The organism is Anaerosalibacter sp. Marseille-P3206 (assembly GCF_900155565.1).
Taxonomy (GTDB): Bacteria; Bacillota; Clostridia; order Tissierellales; family Sporanaerobacteraceae; genus FUHM01.
In genome coordinates, this window is record NZ_FUHM01000002.1 from 2,024,354 (window position 1) to 2,044,404 (window position 20,051).

The following is a 20,051-nucleotide window of genomic DNA, read 5'->3' on the forward strand; positions in this document are numbered from 1 at the left end:
AAATGGAAAAGATAATGGAAGTCTTTAATATAAAAGATGAATATGTATTAAATCAAAAGATATTTAAAAAGTTTTTCTATGAAAATGAAAACCTGAAACAGCATCAGAAAAATTTAATAAAGAAAAATGTAGACTATATAAATCTAGTAACTATGATAAAGCCGAATATCGTTAATATACCAGAATATGAAGACGATAATATACAATATTTTGAGATTGCTATACTAGAAATAAATCTAATAAAAGAAGGTAAGGAAGAAGAAATATCAGAAATAATAAATAAGATGATTCAATATCCAGTAATACTATTTTTAAAATATGATAAAATTATAAGTTTGTCTCTTTGTGAGAAAAGACTGGACAAGCAAGTTGGAGCAAATAATATTATAGAGGATATTTTAGTATTAAAAGATATTTATAGTTTTAAAAATGTAGAAGATTATTTAATATCTATAATGTATCTAAACAATACCAATCTATATGAATACTATAAAGACTTATACAAAAAGACTTATGCATTGGAACTTTCAAGGGAAGTAGATAACTATGAAGCTATTTCAAAACAGTCTTTGGAAATACTTCAAGAAAGCTATAATCTGCTTACTAAAATAGATAGAAATATATTATCCTATAGAAATAAAATAATAGGAGAAGTGGATATAGGCAGAAGAGTGGATTTAAATTTGAAACTCAAAAAAGAAGAGAAAAAAAGAGCCAAATTATTTGAAGAACTTAAGGAGGTATAGTATGGAAAAGATAAATGGTGAAAGCATGAATATAGAAAGGGAAAATATAAAAAGATTAAAAGAAATATTTCCAGAAGTATTTACAGAGGATAAAATTGACTTTGAAAAGCTACAATTAATCCTTGGAGAAGATATAGAAGAAAGTGAAGAAAGATATAGTTTTAATTGGAATGGTAAAAGAGATGCCATAAGACTATCTCAAACTCCAACTACAGGAACATTAAGACCTGATAAAGATAATAGTAAGAACTGGGATGAAACAGAAAACCTATATATAGAAGGAGATAATCTAGAAGTACTTAAACTACTTCAAAAATCCTATCATGGGAAAATAAAGATGATATACATAGACCCACCTTATAATACAGGAAAGGACTTTGTATATAAGGATAACTATAGAGATAATATGAAAAACTATCTAGAATTTACAGAACAAGTAGATGAAGAAGGACATAAACTCTCTACCAATACAGAGACAAACGGAAGATACCACACAGACTGGTTAAACATGATGTACCCTAGACTTAGGCTTGCAAGAAATCTGCTTACAGATGATGGAGTAATATTTATATCTATAGATGATAATGAGGTTCATAACTTGAGGAAGATTTGTGATGAGGTGTTTGGGGAGGATAATTTTGTGGGCGAGATTATTAGAAAAACAAAGAGTATGGTTGGAGACGATGGTAACGGTTTAAACACCCAACATGAAAATTTACTTTTATATTCTAAGCATAAAGAGAAAACTATGTTTGTTGGTTCTGAGAAAGATTTTAAAGGCTATTCTAATCCAGATAATGATATCAATGGTGATTGGTGTAGTGCAGATCCAAGTGCAAAAAGCGGTGGTGCTACTACATATTTTGAAATTAAGAATCCATACACAGGAAAAATAGATTTTCCACCGAAAGGAAGATATTGGGCGTTTAATAGACAAACTATGGATGAATATATAAAAAGTGGAAGAATTAAATTTAAAAAAGAACATGGTGATAATGAACGTGGCTTTATATTTAAAAGATATAAGAAAAATTTAAGTACTATGCATGATCCATTATCATCTATTTTTGCTATTGATAATAAATATATGAATCAAAATAGCAAGAGAGATTTACAAGAGTTGGGGATAGACAACATTTTTGATTATCCAAAGCCAAAAGAATATATAAAAAGGATAATTAATTCATTAAATGATAATGATTTTATCATCCTAGACTTCTTCTCAGGATCCTCCACTACCGCCCACGCAGTCATGGACCTAAACGCAGAAGATGGTGGAAATCGTAAATTTATAATGGTACAACTTCCAGAGCCTACAGATGAAAAATCTGAAGCATATAAAGCAGGATATAAAACTATTGCAGACATAGGTCGAGAAAGAATAAGACGAGCAGGGGAGAAAATATTAGAAGACAATAAAGACAAAGAAGACATAGAGAATTTAGACATAGGATTTAAATCTTTTAAACTAGATAGTTCAAATATAAAAGAATGGAACTCAGAGTATATGGAAAAAGACTTTACTATGGAGGAATTAATCAATAATCTTGTGCCAAATAGAAGTGAAGAAGATATACTGTATGAAATAATATTAAAATATGGTATAGATTTAACTGCTCCAATAGAAGAACATGAAGTAAATGGCAAGATTATTTATAATATAGGTTTTGGTGCCCTTTATATATGTTTAGACAATCATATAGACAAAGATGTAGTAGAAGAAATACTAAAATTAAATGAAGAAAACAAAATGCCAAATCCAATGGTAGTATTTAAAGATACAGGATTTAAAAATGATGAAATAAAACTCAATGCTATATTAAGTCTAAATGATAATGGAATAGAGGAAGTAGTTAGTATATAGGAGGTGAATTAGTTGAGAATACAATTTGACCACAAACTAGATTTTCAGTTAGAAGCTATAAATTCCATAGTAGATATATTTGAAGGACAACCAATTGAAAATGGAGTCTTCACAGTAGAGAACTATGGGCAACAGATGATTAAGGCTTTTGACGAAGGAGTTAGCAATAAATTAGTTATATCAAAAGAAGATATATTAGAAAATGTACGAAACATACAGCTTAGAAATGGCCTTAAGCAATCTGAAAAACTAGATGATTTAGATTTCAGTATTGAAATGGAAACGGGGGGACGTGTCATAATAGTGATGGGTGCAATAAATGCTTTTAAATCAAGGGTTTCAGAAACTTTTATTAAAAATAATTCATGCATTGCTTAGAGTAATTAGGATCTAATTACTGTGAGCAGTGCATGATTAGAGAAGTTAGTATTTCTATTTAATTAAAGAAAGAAAATTAACACTTGATATTTATGTTAGGTTTGTTTTTTACCTAACATAAATATCAAGTAGCAAGGGTTTGAGAAGAATATTTTATTATTGAGTAAAAATATGTCATAAAAAGGTTGACATACCCATATACAAGAATCTATTCATTTCCTTATTCTGGTATATAAGGGTTCTTCCATGTTTCTAATTAAGTTTTGCGCCGCAGGCTCCACAAAAGCCAGCGCCTAGAATTATTTCCTTTCCACATTTAGAGCAAAATTTAATTTGCGAAGCAGTCTGAAGTGTGGTGGGTAAATCCTCATCTGTACTGGAGCCTGTCAGAAACAGCCAGTATATATCCTCGCCATCCTCGCATAAACCGATGGCTCCGGCGGGGGATACCACATAAAAGCTGTCCTCGTCCATAGGATTTTCACTGTCGCTTGTCTCGGCAAGCACCAGCAAGCCTTTTACGTCGTAGTTATCATTGGAAGTGGCAAAACTCCAGCTATTACAGCGTGTTACGGCGAATTCCACCGCCTCTAGCAATGTATTGAATTTTTTCATTAAAAATCTCCCTCCTTTTTTATTTGAACAGCAGATTATTACACCGCTTGCAGCGATCATTCTGTATGGGATTCATCATGGAGCATATGTTGCAGTAGATGATACGGTCTTTCGACTTATCATATTTTTCATACGTACCGAACTTTGGATGAAAACGTACCCTGTCACCAACTGATAGATAATCGTACATATGCCGTCCGCTGTCCTTTTCCACGATGGTCTTTTTCTTGCCTGCGTCGGTGTTTATGACCGTGGTGTATTCCGTATAGGTTCGCCAGTTGTCGTCCTCGCCGCCCCTATGCTCACTTTTCTCCTTGCTGTACTTATTGACCACCACGCCTTCCCACATAGGCTTCTTGGTCCTTTGCAGCGCCAGTAAATTAACGACCAGCATGATAAGAGCAATGCCAACGCCGATAACAAGAGCTTCTCCAAAGGGGAAGTCGTCCATCAGCAGACCTGCGACGGGAAAGCCCATGAGGGGTACGAAAACCAATATCCACATACAGCCTATGGAGAATTTTTTGTTTTTCTCCGCGGCGGCCAGTATCTCCGGCGAATGACACCTGTCGGAGAAACCCACCAGCCCCGTGCCTCCCTGTATGGTTGGGGAAGGTGTCCCTTGGGTCGGTATCTCCGCTTCCGGCCCTGTCCGGCTCACAGCTTTACCACAGCCGATGCAAAATTCAACACCGTCTGGCAGTTCCATGCCACAGGCAGTGCAGACCTTAGGGGCACTGGCCTGGATTTTCGCACCGCAGCCCCCACAGAAAGCAGCGCCCTCTGGCAGCTTGTTTCCGCAGTTATGACAAAACATATTTATATCACTCCTTATTTGGATTATTTGAGGCGTATCTGGTTTCCTCGCCTCTTTTTTTTTCTTTTTCCCAGCTCTGGCTGTTCGTATGACAAGTAGCAGCAAAAGTAGATGACCGATAGGGGCCAGGATATGATAAATAATCGCGAATTCACCCATCTCATCAAATTCGCTCAGCATGGCGGGCTTGTTGACGTAGGGGAAAAGGTCAAGGTATCGTATGCGCTCGGAGCGTGTTTCGCCCTCATCTAAGCTCGGCCATGCCTCGTCGCTGCTATAGATCACATAACCCCGGTATTCCTTGCCATTTGCTATGAACCAATATCCCTTGGAAACGGTTCGTGAGCGATTTGGCTCCGCATTCGTGTCATCCAGTCTAGATTCGTAGCTGTCCACCGTGCCCATAACGCTGTCGCCCCATATCGCCAGTGCCAGCGTACTGAGGCTACTGTACATGGCAAACACCAGCGCGGCGCAAATCAGAATGAGGATAGGCAGGGGGATATTATTTTTTTTCTTCTTTGCCATTTCGACACTCCTTTCATTGTTGTTCCTAATCACGCTCTTAGGCCATCTCCATATTCCTTATCTAGTTGTAGGGTTCTACGCCGTATCTCATACCTTTTTCCAAACCTCTGCTCTCAGGGGTCATATGACTGTCAAAATTCCGCATGGTATAAGGGCCGTTGAGATAGGCCGTTCCCGAGTCAAAGTCTATGGTTATAGTTTCCCCGTTACTGTATGAGGCGGTAAATATGTTCCCGGACGCATCCAAAGTCCCGATGATGCCGTCCTTACCCAAGGCGTACAGCGGCGTTTCCTCTTTCCCCTTTGGTGCACCGGTCACCTTCAGCACAGCGTCAGCGCCCTTTCCTTCAATCTCAATGACATACCCGTGGTCCCGTTTGAATTCCTCCAGACTGCGACCCTGGCGCATTGAGCCGTGGGCATCATAAAACTCACTTATAGTTCTGCCACCGTAATAGGATCCAGACTCAAATGTATCCTGATACAGCAAATATCTTTTCGTTGCTTTGCCCAGAGGGATTACCGTGACCTTTTCCGTCACATTGAATGTCTGGGTCAGCGCCGGTTTATCCTTTAAGTAGTTGTCGCCCTTGTTCCATAGGCGAAGCTGGGTAGGCAATCCTGCCTGTATATAGCCCACTATGGTGGCGTCAAGTGAAGCTCGGCCGTCCTTATCAAGGTCCACTGTCCAAGCTCCGGCCACAGGTGCACCCGGTCGTGAGATTACCACGGTTGCGCCTGCGTATTGACTTTTTTCACCATCGGGGATTTCCTCAATGATTTCAAACTCCAATGGTGCATTAAGCGCCTGACGCAGCTCCGTAGCGTTTTGTCTGTAAGCCTTGAGTGAATCATGGCGCACCTTCTGTGCAACGTCCGAAAGCACAGGCTGAAGTTTTTCTCCCAAACGCGCCATATACTGCTGGATGCAATACTCTTTGGCGGCCTCTGTTTCAGGAAGAAGGCCCGTGGTGTAGGCGTGTAGGCCCGCCTCATTGGTGGCTACAAGTTGCTCCTCCGGGTTGTCGAAGAAGTAACGGGAGCTGTAGTTTTCCATGATGCCGCGTAAAGCGGCATTAAACTTTTTTGGGTCGTCGCCACGGTTTTTGTATAGTCCCATAATACGGGCGTACCATTGCGCCTCCGTCCACGGGTGTATCTCCTCGTTGTAAGCGATGACCACATTAAACAGGGCGTCCTTATAGGTTTGGTCGGCTGCGACCATGAACTTGTTCAGAGAGTAGTCAAGGGCGATGACCCCCAGCATGGAGAGCTGTACCATGCCGGTGGTGATTTTTTTATAATCCAGCAATGCCAGGCCCACGTTGAAGGACAGCTTATATGCCTCAGCAGCCACCCTTTCGGCGGATTCCTTGCCCTTATATGCGTCTATCATGGTGTCCCCCAGGGATAAAGCAGAAACTCCAAGGAGCATATAGTTGCTTTTCTCCAGTATGCTTGCCGTCTGCTTATAGCCGACGCCCTTTGCCGCCAGCTGGCTCACATCGGTCAGCCAGCCTAGAAGCTCATGTACAAGATCGGCTTCGACGTTACCGAGATTTTCTTGGTATTGCAGAGGTAAAAACTGTTTGTAAAAGGTGCGTAGCAAACTGTCGCCTAGGTCTCCAGGCTGTCCACTCTGTTCATACTCTCGCAGTATCGCTATGGCGGTTTCATCGTCCAGACGCTTGCTGCTGAATTTAGACAGCAGAGCATAGGGCGAGCCTGCGTCCCGTAGGGTGACAGTGCAGTATTCCGAAAGATGGTCGGTGGTGATGGTAAGGGTGTTGTGGTTGGTGTCGACGGTGTAGTCCGCAAGCTCCCATTGGCCGGTTTCCCTGTTGTAATACTCCGCAAGCACAGAGCCTTCCTCATCGGCGGAATCGGTTTTGCTTTCGTCATAGGGCAGAGTAATAGTCAAAAGACCGTCAAACTCGGTGCGTTCACCGGCTGTAATATCATAGGCCGTCCGTGTGCCGCCCTCTATGCTATGGCTGTCGGCGGACAGCTCCTTGATGGACACCTTTTCTCCGTCCATTGCGTTATATGGGCCGAAATCTACCGTTACGCCCCTGCCTGTCGAAACTGCGGTCTGTCCCTCCTGCAAGGTAAAGCTGTCGCTTTTTTGTAGGGAAGGGCGTTGTACCCCTCCACCGACCATAAACCCCGGCCAGCCGTAAAGCGCCACCGCCACGATCTGTAGGACGAGCAAGACGGACAGTACGATACACAGCGCATTGCGTCCGCCGTTTCTTTTCAGTGTTGCAGCGCTTTTTCCTTCTGGCGTCGCAAGGGGCGGAGTATATTTTTGAGGCTGCACCTCGGTTTTAGTCTGTGCTACGGGAACAGGATTCGGGGGCGGGTCAAGGACCGCCGCGCCGCATTTTGCACAGAAGCGAGCAGCGGTATGAAGCTCTTTACCACAATTCATACAATATTTTTTCATATCCGCACCTCCTTATGGTCGCACCAGCGCTATATTCGCTGGTGTTCCGTCGGGCGTATCCATTGTGCCAACGGCGTACTGTTTTCCGTTTTGCTCATAAAACTGCGTAAGGTGTATAGTTCCCGCGCCTGATGCCCACAGGCCACCGTTTTCCCATTTGCCGGAAAATACGCTGTCTTCCATATCCGTTTCATCGACGCTTTCTCCCTCGTTTGCCCAAAAAATCTGATACCAGTCTAGTGTGAGGCTCAGACTCTCCGCAGTACCTGTAAGGGAGACATTTAAAAACTCCATAGCACCTGCGTCGTATTCGTTATTGGGGTCATAAATAATCAGTGCTTTCCAACTCCCGGTCAGCGATCCGATATTGTCGATAATATTCGCATCCGATGGAAGACCGTCATAAGCCACTTCTTCTGTGTACCAGTGAAAGTCCGCTAAATCGGGGCGTTTCTCTGTGGACAAGCTGGCGTATGTTTCTTCCATGGATAAATTGGTGTCTTTTTCCTCAATGGATAAGCTGGAATCTGTTTCCTCCGGTTTGCCAACACTGCCGCTTTCCGTAGCGACGGGTGGAAATTCTTCCTCCTGAGGCGGTGTGGCGGGTACTGTTTGCTCAGCCTTCGTCACAGGAGGATTCTTTGTCGTTGCTCCTGACCGCAGATTGGGTGGTATAGTGATGATGCCTATCATAAGCATGAATATATTTGCCACGATAAGTATTGCGGGCAAGATTTTATTGCCTCTGCCCAAAGATGGAATGTTACCTCTCATGGTTATACCTCCAGTTTGTTTGATCTGATTATTGTTTGCTATTTTCAAATTACTGTTCCTTACAGATTGATTGTACCTATGCTATATTTACCTACTGAAGTAGCTTTGTTATGGTTGTTTCTTCGTCCTCGCTCGTCGCAACACTATGGCTATGCCTAGCAGAATTACAATGACATACAGCAGTGGGTAAACGACGGTTTTGATAATATCGGGATAAGTCAAGGCGCGTAGGGGCAGCACGGCCAGTCTTACGGCTGAAAACCACGCGGTATAAAGAAGAAAGCTCGCCCCCTGCTGCAGGCGCAGACGCTTGACCAGCCAGAATACCAGTGGAAGGCCCAGGGCAGCCCCGGCCAGCTCATAGAGCTGGGTGGGATGAACGGCGCGGGATGCGGAGAGGAATGGCATCCATTCGCTCAGCACCTGCTGATAGCCGGCCTTGGATGGGAACACCACACCCAGCGGACCAGAAGTAGCTCGTCCTGCACAGCAACCGTTCAGGAAGCAGCCCAACCGGGCCAGACAGAAAGCAACACCGCCGGGGACTGTCATGGCGTCCAGACCGGCCCACGGGGATAGGTCCCATTGCCACGCCGCGATGATCAGTGCCGTTCCGGCGCCCAGTGCGCCGCCGTAGAAGGACAGTCCTGCCCAGCGCAGGCTGTACCATTTCAGCCCACCCAAATAATTTCCCGGATTTACCACCACATTCCACAGCCGCGATCCGATGAGAAAGGCGGGGATCATGATCAGCAGCAAAGCTATGGCCTGCGCCCGCCCCAACCCCGCACGGCGTAAAGCGGGCAGAGCCAAGGCGCAGCCAATTATAGCGGCCAGCAGGGCACAGAAATTATAAGCTGGTATCTGCCAGCCCCCTATTTCCAGCAGCGGGCACATTATGGTTTAAGAGACTTTGAACCGTCCAGCTTAAGCATAACGTAGAAGTCGCTCTCCGGGAATAGGGCGGTCATCTTCAACTCTCCGGAGAGGACAACGCCACTCTTATCCCCATTGTATCCGGCGCGCAGTTCTCCGCTCATGCTGGATTTTAGTTCAGCGTCGTTCATGTTAAATTTAAGTATACCGGAAGTCGGGTCATAGGTCACATTACCGGGGCTGCCGTTCAAAGGCAAAATACCGACGTTTTCTCCGGTTTTACTAAGGGTAAAAGGAGATTCCTTGGCTACGCCGATCTGTTCCTCTAACCCCAGCAAAACGTCTGCTATATCGCAGCCCGCATATTGCTCATTGAGTTCGTCAGTGATTGAGTCTAAAAAGCCGTCGCCTCCACTACTTTTTCCACTGTCCTCCGATGAGGCGGGCTTCTCCAGCTCCGCCCGGAGCGTGTCGGAAATGAACACGCTGGTGATGGTCATAGTTCCATCCTCATAGCTGCCCACCAGTTCATCAAAGGTGGGTGCGCCGCCAATCTTTACCTCCGTCACCGGCGTGGAGAGCTTAAAACCCACAGCCAGCTCTGGCTCATCACTTTCGGGGTCGTCGCCGGGTTTGAACAGTCGAAGTTCCTTAGGACAACCTGCCTGCACATAGCCCAGCAGAGTAAAATTGGTAGAAGCCCCTCCCATGCCCTTCATCGTACCACTCCAACTCTCCTTCACCGCGTTTTCGGAAAGCGGGGCGAAGCGCAGGGCGTAGCCGTCATACTGTGACTTCTCGCCATCGGGAATATTTTCCACAATGTTGAAGGTGATTGTTTGGTTAAAGAAGGCTTTGACCTCGTTCAGAGCAGCTAGATACACAGCCTCGGCCTTGCGCTGCATATACACCTTGACGGACTGCGTTACCGGGTAGAGGCGTTCATAAAGCTGCGCCTTGTAAGCGCCCACTAAGGTTTCTATTTCCGCTTGTGTCGGGTTGGGAACGGTAACCGAGCCTTTGTTGCTCTTATCCTTAATATCCGTAACGACGACGGCCTTTTCCATATCACCCAGCGTCCAGAAATAGCGGGCATAGTGGTCTATCTCCTTTTCAATGGCGGCCTTGGCATCGGTTTCGTTGGGGTTGGCCTCGACGATATCGATTAGCACCTGTCGCCAATCTTTCAGGCTGCGGGCCTTCCAGCCGTTCCCTACATCCAGTGTGCCGGAGAATTGGTCGTTGAAATAGACATAGACTTGGTCTATCTTATCCATCTTCATAGCCATACTTTGTTCAAACATATTGCTGATGGTGTAGTCAAAAATGAATAGACCGCTAGCGGCAAGTCCCCACACTGCGGATTCTGCATAGGAGAGTGCCAGCATCGCCGTGTCTTTATATAATCCAAGAGTATCGGCGTCTGTTTTTTCCGTATTCAGCATTACCGCACCGATCTTCACCGCTGCTGCTACTTTGCCCAGCTTATTCATCTTTTTGTAGGCTGAATCAGCCAGGGAGGTGTCAAAGGTCGGGCTGCCGAGGGATGCCATGTTCAGAATCGTACCAGTGAAGTCGGTGGCAAAGCCCACATCACCGGTTGCTCCCGCCATGCCGCTCATAAATCCGTTATGGCCGGTGATAAGCCGCGCTGCGAGTCCTGCCGCTTCTTCTCCGTCTGCGCCGCCACCTGCCACGTATTTTCGTAGTGTTTCCGTAGCTTCCTGCTGGTCAATGCCGGAAATGTCTGCATAAATGTTGGTGATTTTGGCACTGCGTTGACCCTCATTTTTGACATGGAACACGCCGAAGGTGGAGAGATGGTCGGTGTAGATGATAAGCTCATTCGCAGTTGCATCCACCTCGAACAGCACATCCTCCCATTTGCCAGTGGTTTCGTTTTTGTACATTGCGCCCACGCATTTTGCCGGATCCTGCCCATCCTCGCAGTATGCGGTATCGTAAGGGATACGAAGGGTAATGAAGTCCGAAAGCTCGGTCATATCGCTCAGCTTAAAGTCATAGGCTTCTATTTTATACCCTTCATCTTTATTTTCTTCCACAGCTTGCTTGGTTACGGTAAGTTCTTCTTCACCGTCCAGCACATAGACACCTAGATCTATGCTGACACCGTTTGACAAGGTGACGCTGGTGGTCTCTGGTGAAAGTGTTGCCCCGTCGTTTTTGCCTCTTCCACCGTCGCATCCGGTAAGATTGCCTAAAAGCAGCACTGTCACAAGTAAAATAGATACTGTCTTTTTCATTTCGCATTCCTCCTTTTCATTTCTAATTTATAATTTTTGCTGTTACGCCGGTTTCACAAAGTAGCTTTTGTGCTACATCCAGTATAGCCTGCTTCCCTGGCATTCCGTGCAGCAACTCTACCCGCATGGTCTTGGACGCGTCGCCAAAGGTTAGGTACATCCGCTCCTTATCAATTTGAACTGCACTCAGCCGCACACCATGCACCCCGTCGAGGCCCCACCGGTAAATTTTACTGCCGATGAGAATACCAAAAGTAGATACTACAGTTTCCTCAGTGTCTTTTTTCATTTGGCGGCCTGGCATGGAGATGAGAGCAGATGGCACCGCAAGGATGGGATTATCGCAAATAAGTCTTGCAGCATAGAGTAGACGGTTCTGCCTCACCAATAACAGGAGAGTGATAAGGCTGGTGGCTCCAAAGGCGAAAACCGCTTCTAACATAAATGCCTTGCCCAACCAAACCGTCAAACAAATACTTGCTGCCAATAATAAGGCATATCCATTCCGTCGTTTTCGGATTAATTTCATTTGCACCAACCCTCCTCTAATATAGATTTTAAGGAAAAATTCTTTTAAAATCATCCTTCGAAAGGATGATTTTGCAGAAAAAAGCCCCTCATACTTTAGTATGAGGGGACGGTTAAACCCTGTATTCATATGATTTTATGAATTATTCAACCCTTTGATTCTTCAGCAGGGTGCTGATGAGTTCTGCCCGACTACCGACATCATATTTTGAAAAAATGTTCCTTACATGTGTTTTTACAGTACTCTCACTGATAAACAAAGCCCCAGCAATTTCTCGGTTAGATTTGCCTGAAAGGATTAGCTGTAATACCTCCTGCTCCCGGGGAGTCAGTGGGTCAAGAGTTTTAATTTGACAAACAATGTCCCTTTGCCGTGACTGATTCATATTGTCATAGGCAGTAAGATAGGTATGGTTTTTCAGTAGTAAAACAAGTTGGCGGTTCAGTGGTGGTAGCATAACCAGTGTAAGGCAAACCACAGTAAGGGCAATCACCGCAACCTCCGCACTGGGAAGCCCAATGGATGTTAGGGTCATTCCCAAGACGCCTCCGCAAAGCACGCCAAATACATTGGCGGAAAGCCCAATGCCAAAGGTTTGTGCTGGGTTGTCGCTATAATCCAGCATTTCTCCAAGGATGCTCCACCAAAACAGATCAAAAATACCACAAGCACCGAGCATCAGCGTATCCACAATCAGATAGTCGGAAGTGTTTCGCCCTAACAGCATAAAGCTGATGAATGCTCCTATAATCATTGCCATTCCCATATACAAAATTCTAGATCGCTTTGCTTTCATAGGTAGGTTGCGCATAATAGCAAGTGCCACAATATAAGGCACGGCCCAATACCAGCTCACCAGCCTCGTCAGGTGTTCAAAAGCGGGGTTGATGACCTCATACATTAGTCCTGAATTAATTGTTATAATGAAGACAAAAAGGCACAGCAATATTAGCGGGGTTTTAATGCCGCCATGGGTCTTATTTTTAAATGCTTTGTTCTGCTCATTCTCCTGCTCCAACGGCAGCATCCAAATGAAGACCATGCCAATCACAAGGCAAAGCATAGAGAAGCCAAGCCCGATAAAGGTTGACCTGTTCATGGCCACCACATTAACTGCAATCATCAGCAAATTGGAATAAATCAGAACGTCAGCACAGGATTTAATGTACTCGTTCTTAGGAGTATAGGCTCTAAGGAAAAATCCCCATGCTGCCACCGCGCAGCCGCTAAAGTATCCGCTGACAATCAGTCCCACCAACCATAGAGAGGAGGGAGGAAAAAAGAAGGGAATAGTAGCAGCTAAGCATAAGCCCATAGCTCCGAGCATCATGTTTTTTGCGACCGTCTGTGATTTAACAAACAGGCCGCAAGTAAAAAGCCCCATAAAATGCGCGACAATTGCAGTCATTATGTAAGGGTTGGCATCTGTTCCACGAAGATTCAGCAGGCTGTAAAGTACCTGCCCTTCAAACTGAAATGACAGAATATAGGCAAAGAGAAATGAAAATCCGGCAACAGAAAGCCTTCGGGCATTTAAAGTTTTAAATCTGTTCATTTTATAACCTCCCGCTCTATATCAGCGGTTTTGAAGCGCCAGAACTTTCCCACCTTGGATGCAGGCATAGAAACCACCTCATTTTAGTAAATTTGAACAAATATCCTAATTGATTGTTATTAAATAATTATAGCACAATAATGTCAAAATGATAGTTAACATTTGTTGTTTTAAATAATATTGCCTAGTATTTATTTATGGTATAATTGAAAAATAAGTTAATAAAGATGGAACATTTATTGTTGAAGACTATGCTGCACAGCAGAGAATTATCCAGATAGACTCTGGAGTTAGCAGTAAGCTGTTTTAGGAAAAAGAAGGTATATTAGAAAATATTAGAAATATACAATTATAAAATATACTTGAGCAATTCTTAGTATAAAAAACTTGATTTTACTATAGATATGAAAGCAGGGGAACGTGTCATAATAGTGATGGGTGCAATAAATGTTTTAAAGTCAAGGGTTTCAGGAACTTTTACAGAAAAATTTTTGTGCATTGCTTACAGTAATTAGGATCTAATTGTTGTAAGCAGTGCATGGGAAACGAAGCTTTAATTCTTTAAGAATTTATAAATGTATAGTATACTTATATTATAATCATTGTCAGTTACGACGTATCAGTAGTATATGACGAACTTTTAAGTATCTTATGATATAAAAAAGATAAATAGGAGGTGCAAGAATGATAAAAAGAATTTCTATATTTACTTGTGTATTGTTATTATTTATAAGCACAAATGCCTTTGCAGGAGATATACCTGAAGGAATTATGTTAGGTCATCAAAAGGCACTATTTATAGGAGAAATAACTTCTATCACTGAAGATACAATTACCATAATACCTTCGACTGTTATGATGGGGAGTATTATGGAATCAGAGGTACAAATAGAAATGTTTGATAATTATTATGGAACAGATAAAAAGCCTGAAATTGGAGATTATATTGTTGCTGTTTTATTAGATGACAATAAAATAGATGATGGGTGGGTATTTAAAGCTTCTTCTGATGATTACAAATCTTTAAATCTTGTCAGTGAAAAGTATGATATGGTAGTTCGATATGAAGAATATATCAATGGGGGAAAATACTTTGAGGCACAAAAGAAAATAGATGAAGAAAAAACAGAGTCAATTGATTCTAAAGATGTAGAAGAAGAGGAAATAGAGCCGATTGATTCTAAAATTGTGGGGGAAGAGAATGCATTAAAATTAAAATACAGTAAAACACAATCTGATATTATTAATAATAAACTTGTATTAGGGGCAATTTCAATAATCTTTATAATAATAGCTTTGTTTGTATTAAAAAATAAAAAGAAATAACACAATTTAATTAAAAAGCAACTCAACATATAGATAGGTAATTCGTAGTGTTAGTAAACTATGACATATAAGCAAAGTTATATATTTATAAAAATACAAAATTTAAGTTGGGAGGTATTTCATATGATGTATCCTTATATTACATTAGCAGATGAGACTGAAATTACTCACTCTCATATAATTGAAGAAAATGATGTAAAGAAAGTAGAAGTTCACTTTGAGCGGCCAACAGAACATGGATTTGATACAGCAAGGTGTATTTTGCCTAATTATACTTGGATAAAAATAGAAGGTTATACTGATGAAGAAATTGAAAACTTCAATGAAATGCTTAGACATAATGCACATCTTCTATATAAATATGCCTCAATAGGAGGTATTCAAATTGCCTAGTCTTTTTAGAATAGGAGGATATTTGGTTTACTTCTGGTCTAATGAAAACTTTGAACCAATCCATGTTCATGTAAGCAAGGGAAAGCCTAGCCCAAATGCTACTAAAATTTGGTTAACTGCTTCAGGTGGTTGTATCTTAGCTAATAATTCAAGCAAGATACCAACAAAAGAATTAAATAATATTTTAGAAATAATAGCAGCACAATACTTTTTAATATGTAAGGAATGGAAAGAGCATTTTAAAACAAATGAAATTAGATTCTATTGTTAAAATAATTTCAAAATGTAACAAAATTGAGATAATGACACAGAAGGTAAGGTCTCCTGTGTCATTTCTGTTTATAGGGAGGAGAGTTTAATGGAATATGGACTGTATGAAAAAATATTGGATAATCATTCCAGAAAAAATTTAAAAGATACAAAGTATAAAGAAATTAGAAATGTAGATAATAGCGAAATATCTAGAGTGCTTTCAATTACATATCAAAAAATAATTAGACAGACTCTTTCACGTATGAGTAGTAATACAGAAAGAGTAGAATTCATAGAAGATCTTAATAAGACTATAGGAATAGAGGGATTTGATTATGAGGATCAAAAATTCAAAGAGCTTCTAGCTATCTCGACAAGTACTTTATTTACAGGAAATTCAGGACCAACTTTGAAGAGTGAGTTAAGTAGAGAAATTAGAACAGCAGATGAAATTGATTTTTTAATTTCCTTTATTAAATTTAGTGGTTTGAGACTTATTTATGACGATTTAGTGGAATTTACAAAGACAAAGAAATTAAGAGTAATTACAACTTCATATATGGGAGCTTCAGATTATAAAGCTATATTAAATCTTTCCAAATTGCTTAATACTCAAGTCAAGATTTCTTATGATACAAAAAGAACCAGATTACATGCTAAAGCATATTATTTTAAAAGAAATACAGGATTCAGTACAGCTTATATAGGTTCTTCAAACTTATCTAATCCAGCATTGTCTAATGGATTAGAATGGAATCTTAAAGTATCTGAATATACATCTAAAGATGTAATAGATAGTTTTAAAAAAACATTCGAAACATATTGGAATGATGATGAATTTCAAACATTTCAGCCAACAGATGAAAATAATAAAAAGGAATTAAAATCCTTGCTTAGTATAAAACAAAAAGATGATAATCCCTATGTATTTTTTGATTTAAAACCATATTCCCATCAAAAAGAAATATTAGAAGATCTAAGATTAGAAAGAGAAGAGTATAATTCTTATAAAAATCTAGTAGTGGCTGCTACAGGGGGACGTGTCATAATAGTGACAGGGTGCAATATATGTTATAAAATCAAGGGTTTCAGAAACTTTAACCAAATATAATTCATGCATTGCTTAGAGTAATTAGGATCTAATTGTTGTAAGCAGTGCATAAGAAGTAAGGATTTTGGTTCTTTAATAAAATATAATTATTTAGTATAATTATATTTGAGATGGTAATCAGTTGTGTATATGTAGATAAGTGTGCAACTAAATAGTTCTCATAATCTAGTAATCTGATAATATGTGGAATTTAATAAAAAATGATTTTATGCTTTGTAGATCATGAACTTTTTTAATAGTTATATTTAATATTTTTCCAGGACTCATTAATTTTGTTTTACTGATGATGTCTAGTTGTTGGATCCTAAGTCCCTTATTTATTTTCTTTTATCATTTCTTATTACTCAGTAAGGGATGGAGTCAAATTATGAAGGGCCATATGGATACTAATGCTAGACCAATAAATATGTTTTGTATGATAAGGGCCCTAGATTTTATATTATTAATTTTAAGTATAAATCTTTACTACACATATTCCAAGGCAGAAAATCAAGATAAAAGGATAAGTGTTGCTAGTATATTTAGCTTTATAATATTGATAAGTTGGCCAATCTTAAATAATATTTTAAGTTTTAGAGTAATCGCAGTGAAATCAATAGAAAATACTATAAAAACAATAGGGAAGCCATAATTCTTATGGTATTTGTTATTTCTATCTTCGCCTATTTATTTTCCATAGAAAAACTTAAAAGGAAGCTTATGGAATAAGAATAAAATCTCTTTTCTAGTAGTTGAATCTAACTAGTAAAAGAGATTTTGTTTTATAGGTTTTAAGGATTGTGTATATGACTATGGGCTAATTTCCTTGATAAAGCCCTAGGGTCTTTTTCACGTCCATTACAAAGATAATACCTTTACCAGGCTGGTTAATATTTAATTCTTTTTCAATGGCCCTAACAATACTATCAGTATTCTTATTAGGAGAAAGGATTAGAATAATTTCCTTTTCAGGGTCTATTTCAATATTAAATAGTATAGGATTATCTCTTGTTCCAGATCCCCTAGCACGAATTATGGTACCACCTGTGGCTCCACCCAGTTTGGCGGCCTCAATAACTTCATGGTCCAAACCCTTATCAACTATTGTAAATATTGCATCATACCCCATATCTCTCACTCCTTTATTATCTACATTTAGCTTGCATTTTGAGTCTCTTATACCAAAGCAACTTTTTAAATCCATGGAAAACACTATTCCATGATGTGGCTTTTCAAAATGAAACTTTTGATTTAATCCATGGAAAAGTGCTGCTTCCCTTTCTTCTTCAATAATTATCAATAATACTTCTTTTCGGACTTCGCTTAGACCTAGAATATCCAAGAAATGGTTGTGTACAGTTCCTCTACCCAGAAAGATTGTACCACCTGTAGCCCCTAGTTTTTTAGCCTCTTTGAGGATCTTTCCTGCCTTTCCAAAGTCTACAATTACAGAAAATAAGGAATGGTGTTTTTCTAATATATCCATTTAAATTTCATCCCCCTTATTAGCCTTAATTTTAAATATCAAGCCTAGTAGCTGAATAGCCACTATAGGGGTCATAGCAACCATAGCTATAACTCCAAATCCATCTACAAGAACATTTGCAGTAGGAACTGCACTAGCTGCACCTTGGGCAAATGCCAGTATAAAGGTTGCAGTCATTGGACCTGAGGCCACTCCACCAGAATCAAAGGCAATACCCACAAATATTGATGGGACTATATAACTTAGGAAGACTCCCAGAGCAAAACCAGGTAGTAGAAAGTGCCAAAGTTTTAAACTTGGAATCATAATCCTTAGCATTGACATAGATACTGCAAAGGCTATACCCAGAGAAAGAGCAACTAAGATAACTTTTCTTCTAATATGGCCTGCAGTTACTTCCTCAACCTGCTCAGTTAAGACATAGACTGCTGGTTCTGCTAAGACCACTACAGTACCAAGGATAAAACCAATTACTGGTAAGGCCCAGGAAGAATTTAAGCTAGCAATACCTTCACCCATAACCCTGCCTACCTCCATGAAGCCAGCATTTACACCAGTTAAAAATAAGGTTAGACCAATATAGGTATAGAGAAGACCCTTTAATATTCTATTTCTATTTTCCTTTTTTAGCTTGAATTTATATTGATTAAATATAAGAAACAATATAAGAAGAGGAAATAAGGTGATTACAGACTCTCTCATGAGTATAGGCAATTCCTTTATATATGGAGCAAATACACTAGAGTGAGAAATAAAGGCCTCTGCTTCTCCATGTATATTTTTAATACCAGATATGATGCTCATAAGCATAATAGCAAAAATAGGACCTGAAGATGCAAGACCTACCATACCGAAACTATCCTCTTCGGAAGTCTTACCACCCTTTAGTTGGGATACTCCTAGACCTAGGGCTAGAATAAAAGGGGTAGTCATTGCTCCAGTAGTAGCACCTGAGGCATCTACAGATATAGCTAAAAATTCTTCACTGACCCAGACTCCCAATACAAGTATAAAGGCATATACAACTGTGAAGAACCGATTTAAGGGTTTACCAAAAAGAATTCTAAGTAGGCCTAGAGCAACCATTGTTCCAACACCTACAGATACCACTATTAAGGTTAAGGAAGCTGGAATAGCACCCCCACTGGCCTTACTAACCTGGTCAGCTAGTATTTGTATATCAGGCTCAGCCACATTGATTAAAAAACCTAATATAAAACCTAATATAATAACGTAATGAGTCTTATTTGTCTTGGCTATTGTTCCTCCCATTAGGTTACCAATAGGACTTATTCCCAATTCAGCACCAAAGAGGAAGATGCCCAATCCAGTTACTACAAAGAGAGAGCCCAAGATAAACCTCATTAGCATTGATATCTCTATAGGTACCAGAGTAAAATGAAGAATAATAACAATTATGGTAATAGGTAGAACGGAGGATAATACCTCCTTAAATTTACTTGTTAATACACTCAAATATAACCACCTTCTTTCAAAAAATTAACTAAAAGAAACCATATAGAAGTTAATCTCAATATAGTAGGATACAAAATAACCTAATATTGTTTCTAAAGAGTTATTTATATTATATCATTTCTCACATAAATATAAAGATTTAATTTTGTGAAGTTTCTAGAGCCTAGTCTACAGTCCTACTTTAAGGTGATAAGTATTTTTATTTAAGGGTGTAAAAAGGTGGTATAAATATGGAGAGAGGATTATATAATAGAGATTTGGATATAGTCTTTCCTAAAGAAGGAAGCTTTTCTTTTGATATCAGAATTTTTTCTCACAGTCCTATAGAAGAGAGGCTCATATAGGAAATCAAAGGTGAGTTGGAAGATGGTATGAAGTTAGGCCATGATGGCCTAGATATTGCTAGTTCAAAAGTTATGGATGATGGTGATTATAAGAATGAAACAGTAAATATAAGATATTTAACATCAAGCTATATAAAAAATATAAATGGGGTAGGTAAATTTGCCTTTGTTAGTGATTATGAACATCATCTACTATCTTTGCTATATATTTTAGTAACTTTATTTTTAGTGAAAGCAGTTTTTAAAGCTTTAGGGGTGGAATAATTCTATTTTAAAATCAAAGTGAAAATTT

At 40.1% G+C, this 20,051-nt stretch carries 19 protein-coding genes; 9 read left to right on the plus strand and 10 right to left on the minus strand.

What is annotated here, in order from left to right; all coding sequences use genetic code 11:
- The first annotated feature begins 2 nt into the window (after positions 1 to 2).
- The 3 genes from BQ9840_RS11170 to BQ9840_RS11180 are packed head-to-tail and all read left to right on the plus strand — an operon-like array spanning position 3 to position 2,988.
- A complete protein-coding gene (locus tag BQ9840_RS11170) occupies positions 3 to 746 on the plus strand; it encodes a DUF4391 domain-containing protein (RefSeq protein ID WP_077369862.1) in 744 nt (247 codons plus the stop codon).
- Between the two features lies 1 nt (position 747).
- Complete coding sequence (locus BQ9840_RS11175) at positions 748 to 2,610, plus strand: site-specific DNA-methyltransferase (protein ID WP_077369863.1); 1,863 nt, start codon at positions 748 to 750, stop codon at positions 2,608 to 2,610.
- A gap of 12 nt (positions 2,611 to 2,622) precedes the next feature.
- A complete protein-coding gene (locus BQ9840_RS11180) occupies positions 2,623 to 2,988 on the plus strand; it encodes a hypothetical protein (RefSeq protein WP_077369864.1) in 366 nt (121 codons plus the stop codon).
- A 252-nt stretch (positions 2,989 to 3,240) separates the two neighbouring features.
- On the opposite strand, the gene BQ9840_RS11185 is transcribed toward BQ9840_RS11180, so the two are convergent.
- The 8 genes from BQ9840_RS11185 to BQ9840_RS13030 form a co-directional block, all read right to left on the minus strand.
- On the minus strand, positions 3,241 to 3,603 hold the full coding sequence (locus tag BQ9840_RS11185; protein WP_077369865.1) for a zinc ribbon domain-containing protein: 363 nt from the start codon (positions 3,601 to 3,603) through the stop codon (positions 3,241 to 3,243).
- A 19-nt stretch (positions 3,604 to 3,622) separates the two neighbouring features.
- Positions 3,623 to 4,948 carry a zinc ribbon domain-containing protein gene (locus BQ9840_RS11190; RefSeq protein WP_077369866.1) on the minus strand — a complete coding sequence of 442 codons (1,326 nt, stop codon included), beginning with the start codon at positions 4,946 to 4,948 and terminating at the stop codon, positions 3,623 to 3,625.
- Between the two features lie 61 nt (positions 4,949 to 5,009).
- On the minus strand, positions 5,010 to 7,394 hold the full coding sequence (locus BQ9840_RS11195; RefSeq protein WP_077369867.1) for a zinc ribbon domain-containing protein: 2,385 nt from the start codon (positions 7,392 to 7,394) through the stop codon (positions 5,010 to 5,012).
- A gap of 12 nt (positions 7,395 to 7,406) precedes the next feature.
- A complete protein-coding gene (locus BQ9840_RS11200; RefSeq protein ID WP_077369868.1) occupies positions 7,407 to 8,168 on the minus strand; it encodes a hypothetical protein in 762 nt (253 codons plus the stop codon).
- A gap of 108 nt (positions 8,169 to 8,276) precedes the next feature.
- Positions 8,277 to 9,065, minus strand: coding sequence for a prolipoprotein diacylglyceryl transferase (locus tag BQ9840_RS11205; protein ID WP_077369869.1), 789 nt, complete (start codon positions 9,063 to 9,065; stop codon positions 8,277 to 8,279).
- Positions 9,065 to 11,308 (minus strand): hypothetical protein, encoded by a 2,244-nt coding sequence (locus tag BQ9840_RS11210; protein ID WP_077369870.1) that lies wholly within the window; start codon positions 11,306 to 11,308, stop codon positions 9,065 to 9,067. The genes BQ9840_RS11205 and BQ9840_RS11210 overlap by 1 nt, the downstream gene beginning before the upstream one ends.
- Before the next feature lie 22 nt (positions 11,309 to 11,330).
- Positions 11,331 to 11,891: a hypothetical protein gene (locus BQ9840_RS11215; protein ID WP_200804927.1), complete on the minus strand. Its 561-nt coding sequence runs from the start codon at positions 11,889 to 11,891 to the stop codon at positions 11,331 to 11,333.
- 88 nt (positions 11,892 to 11,979) lie between these two features.
- Positions 11,980 to 13,392 (minus strand): helix-turn-helix domain-containing protein, encoded by a 1,413-nt coding sequence (locus BQ9840_RS13030; protein WP_077369872.1) that lies wholly within the window; start codon positions 13,390 to 13,392, stop codon positions 11,980 to 11,982.
- A gap of 684 nt (positions 13,393 to 14,076) precedes the next feature.
- Here BQ9840_RS13030 and BQ9840_RS11225 point away from each other — a divergent pair.
- The 5 genes from BQ9840_RS11225 to BQ9840_RS11245 all read left to right on the plus strand — a co-directional run bounded on the left by BQ9840_RS11225 (position 14,077) and on the right by BQ9840_RS11245 (position 17,105).
- Positions 14,077 to 14,718, plus strand: coding sequence for a hypothetical protein (locus BQ9840_RS11225; RefSeq protein ID WP_077369873.1), 642 nt, complete (start codon positions 14,077 to 14,079; stop codon positions 14,716 to 14,718).
- A gap of 123 nt (positions 14,719 to 14,841) precedes the next feature.
- Entirely contained in the window at positions 14,842 to 15,111 is a 270-nt protein-coding gene (locus BQ9840_RS11230; RefSeq protein ID WP_077369874.1) for a hypothetical protein, read from the plus strand.
- Positions 15,104 to 15,382 carry a DUF4160 domain-containing protein gene (locus BQ9840_RS11235; protein ID WP_077369875.1) on the plus strand — a complete coding sequence of 93 codons (279 nt, stop codon included), beginning with the start codon at positions 15,104 to 15,106 and terminating at the stop codon, positions 15,380 to 15,382. The genes BQ9840_RS11230 and BQ9840_RS11235 overlap by 8 nt, the downstream gene beginning before the upstream one ends.
- Positions 15,383 to 15,469: 87 nt before the next feature.
- A complete protein-coding gene (locus tag BQ9840_RS12900) occupies positions 15,470 to 16,474 on the plus strand; it encodes a phospholipase D-like domain-containing protein (RefSeq protein WP_234978652.1) in 1,005 nt (334 codons plus the stop codon).
- Between the two features lie 379 nt (positions 16,475 to 16,853).
- The gene (locus tag BQ9840_RS11245; RefSeq protein WP_159436166.1) at positions 16,854 to 17,105 is read left to right on the plus strand and encodes a hypothetical protein; all 252 of its coding nucleotides are present in this window, start codon (positions 16,854 to 16,856) and stop codon (positions 17,103 to 17,105) included.
- Positions 17,106 to 17,270: 165 nt separating this feature from the next.
- Here BQ9840_RS11245 and BQ9840_RS11250 read toward each other — a convergent pair whose 3' ends face one another.
- Positions 17,271 to 17,939, minus strand: coding sequence for a P-II family nitrogen regulator (locus BQ9840_RS11250; RefSeq protein ID WP_077369877.1), 669 nt, complete (start codon positions 17,937 to 17,939; stop codon positions 17,271 to 17,273).
- On the minus strand, positions 17,940 to 19,415 hold the full coding sequence (locus BQ9840_RS11255; protein ID WP_077369878.1) for a DUF1538 domain-containing protein: 1,476 nt from the start codon (positions 19,413 to 19,415) through the stop codon (positions 17,940 to 17,942).
- 371 nt (positions 19,416 to 19,786) lie between these two features.
- On the opposite strand from BQ9840_RS11255, the gene BQ9840_RS11260 reads away from it, so the two are divergent.
- Entirely contained in the window at positions 19,787 to 20,023 is a 237-nt protein-coding gene (locus tag BQ9840_RS11260; protein WP_143254340.1) for a hypothetical protein, read from the plus strand.
- Positions 20,024 to 20,051 lie beyond the last annotated feature (28 nt).

Bases quoted from the DNA above. Each gene is read 5' to 3' on its own strand.
- BQ9840_RS11170 (WP_077369862.1), top strand. From the start codon at position 3: ATGGAAAAGATAATGGAAGTCTTTAATATAAAAGATGAATATGTATTA.
- BQ9840_RS11175 (WP_077369863.1), top strand. From the start codon at position 748: ATGGAAAAGATAAATGGTGAAAGCATGAATATAGAAAGGGAAAATATA.
- BQ9840_RS11185 (WP_077369865.1), bottom strand. From the start codon at position 3,603: ATGAAAAAATTCAATACATTGCTAGAGGCGGTGGAATTCGCCGTAACA.
- BQ9840_RS11190 (WP_077369866.1), bottom strand. From the start codon at position 4,948: ATGGCAAAGAAGAAAAAAAATAATATCCCCCTGCCTATCCTCATTCTG.
- BQ9840_RS11195 (WP_077369867.1), bottom strand. From the start codon at position 7,394: ATGAAAAAATATTGTATGAATTGTGGTAAAGAGCTTCATACCGCTGCT.
- BQ9840_RS11200 (WP_077369868.1), bottom strand. From the start codon at position 8,168: ATGAGAGGTAACATTCCATCTTTGGGCAGAGGCAATAAAATCTTGCCC.
- BQ9840_RS11205 (WP_077369869.1), bottom strand. From the start codon at position 9,065: ATGTGCCCGCTGCTGGAAATAGGGGGCTGGCAGATACCAGCTTATAAT.
- BQ9840_RS11210 (WP_077369870.1), bottom strand. From the start codon at position 11,308: ATGAAAAAGACAGTATCTATTTTACTTGTGACAGTGCTGCTTTTAGGC.
- BQ9840_RS11215 (WP_200804927.1), bottom strand. From the start codon at position 11,891: ATGATTTTAAAAGAATTTTTCCTTAAAATCTATATTAGAGGAGGGTTG.
- BQ9840_RS13030 (WP_077369872.1), bottom strand. From the start codon at position 13,392: ATGAACAGATTTAAAACTTTAAATGCCCGAAGGCTTTCTGTTGCCGGA.
- BQ9840_RS11225 (WP_077369873.1), top strand. From the start codon at position 14,077: ATGATAAAAAGAATTTCTATATTTACTTGTGTATTGTTATTATTTATA.
- BQ9840_RS11230 (WP_077369874.1), top strand. From the start codon at position 14,842: ATGATGTATCCTTATATTACATTAGCAGATGAGACTGAAATTACTCAC.
- BQ9840_RS12900 (WP_234978652.1), top strand. From the start codon at position 15,470: ATGGAATATGGACTGTATGAAAAAATATTGGATAATCATTCCAGAAAA.
- BQ9840_RS11245 (WP_159436166.1), top strand. From the start codon at position 16,854: ATGGATACTAATGCTAGACCAATAAATATGTTTTGTATGATAAGGGCC.
- BQ9840_RS11250 (WP_077369877.1), bottom strand. From the start codon at position 17,939: ATGGATATATTAGAAAAACACCATTCCTTATTTTCTGTAATTGTAGAC.
- BQ9840_RS11260 (WP_143254340.1), top strand. From the start codon at position 19,787: ATGAAGTTAGGCCATGATGGCCTAGATATTGCTAGTTCAAAAGTTATG.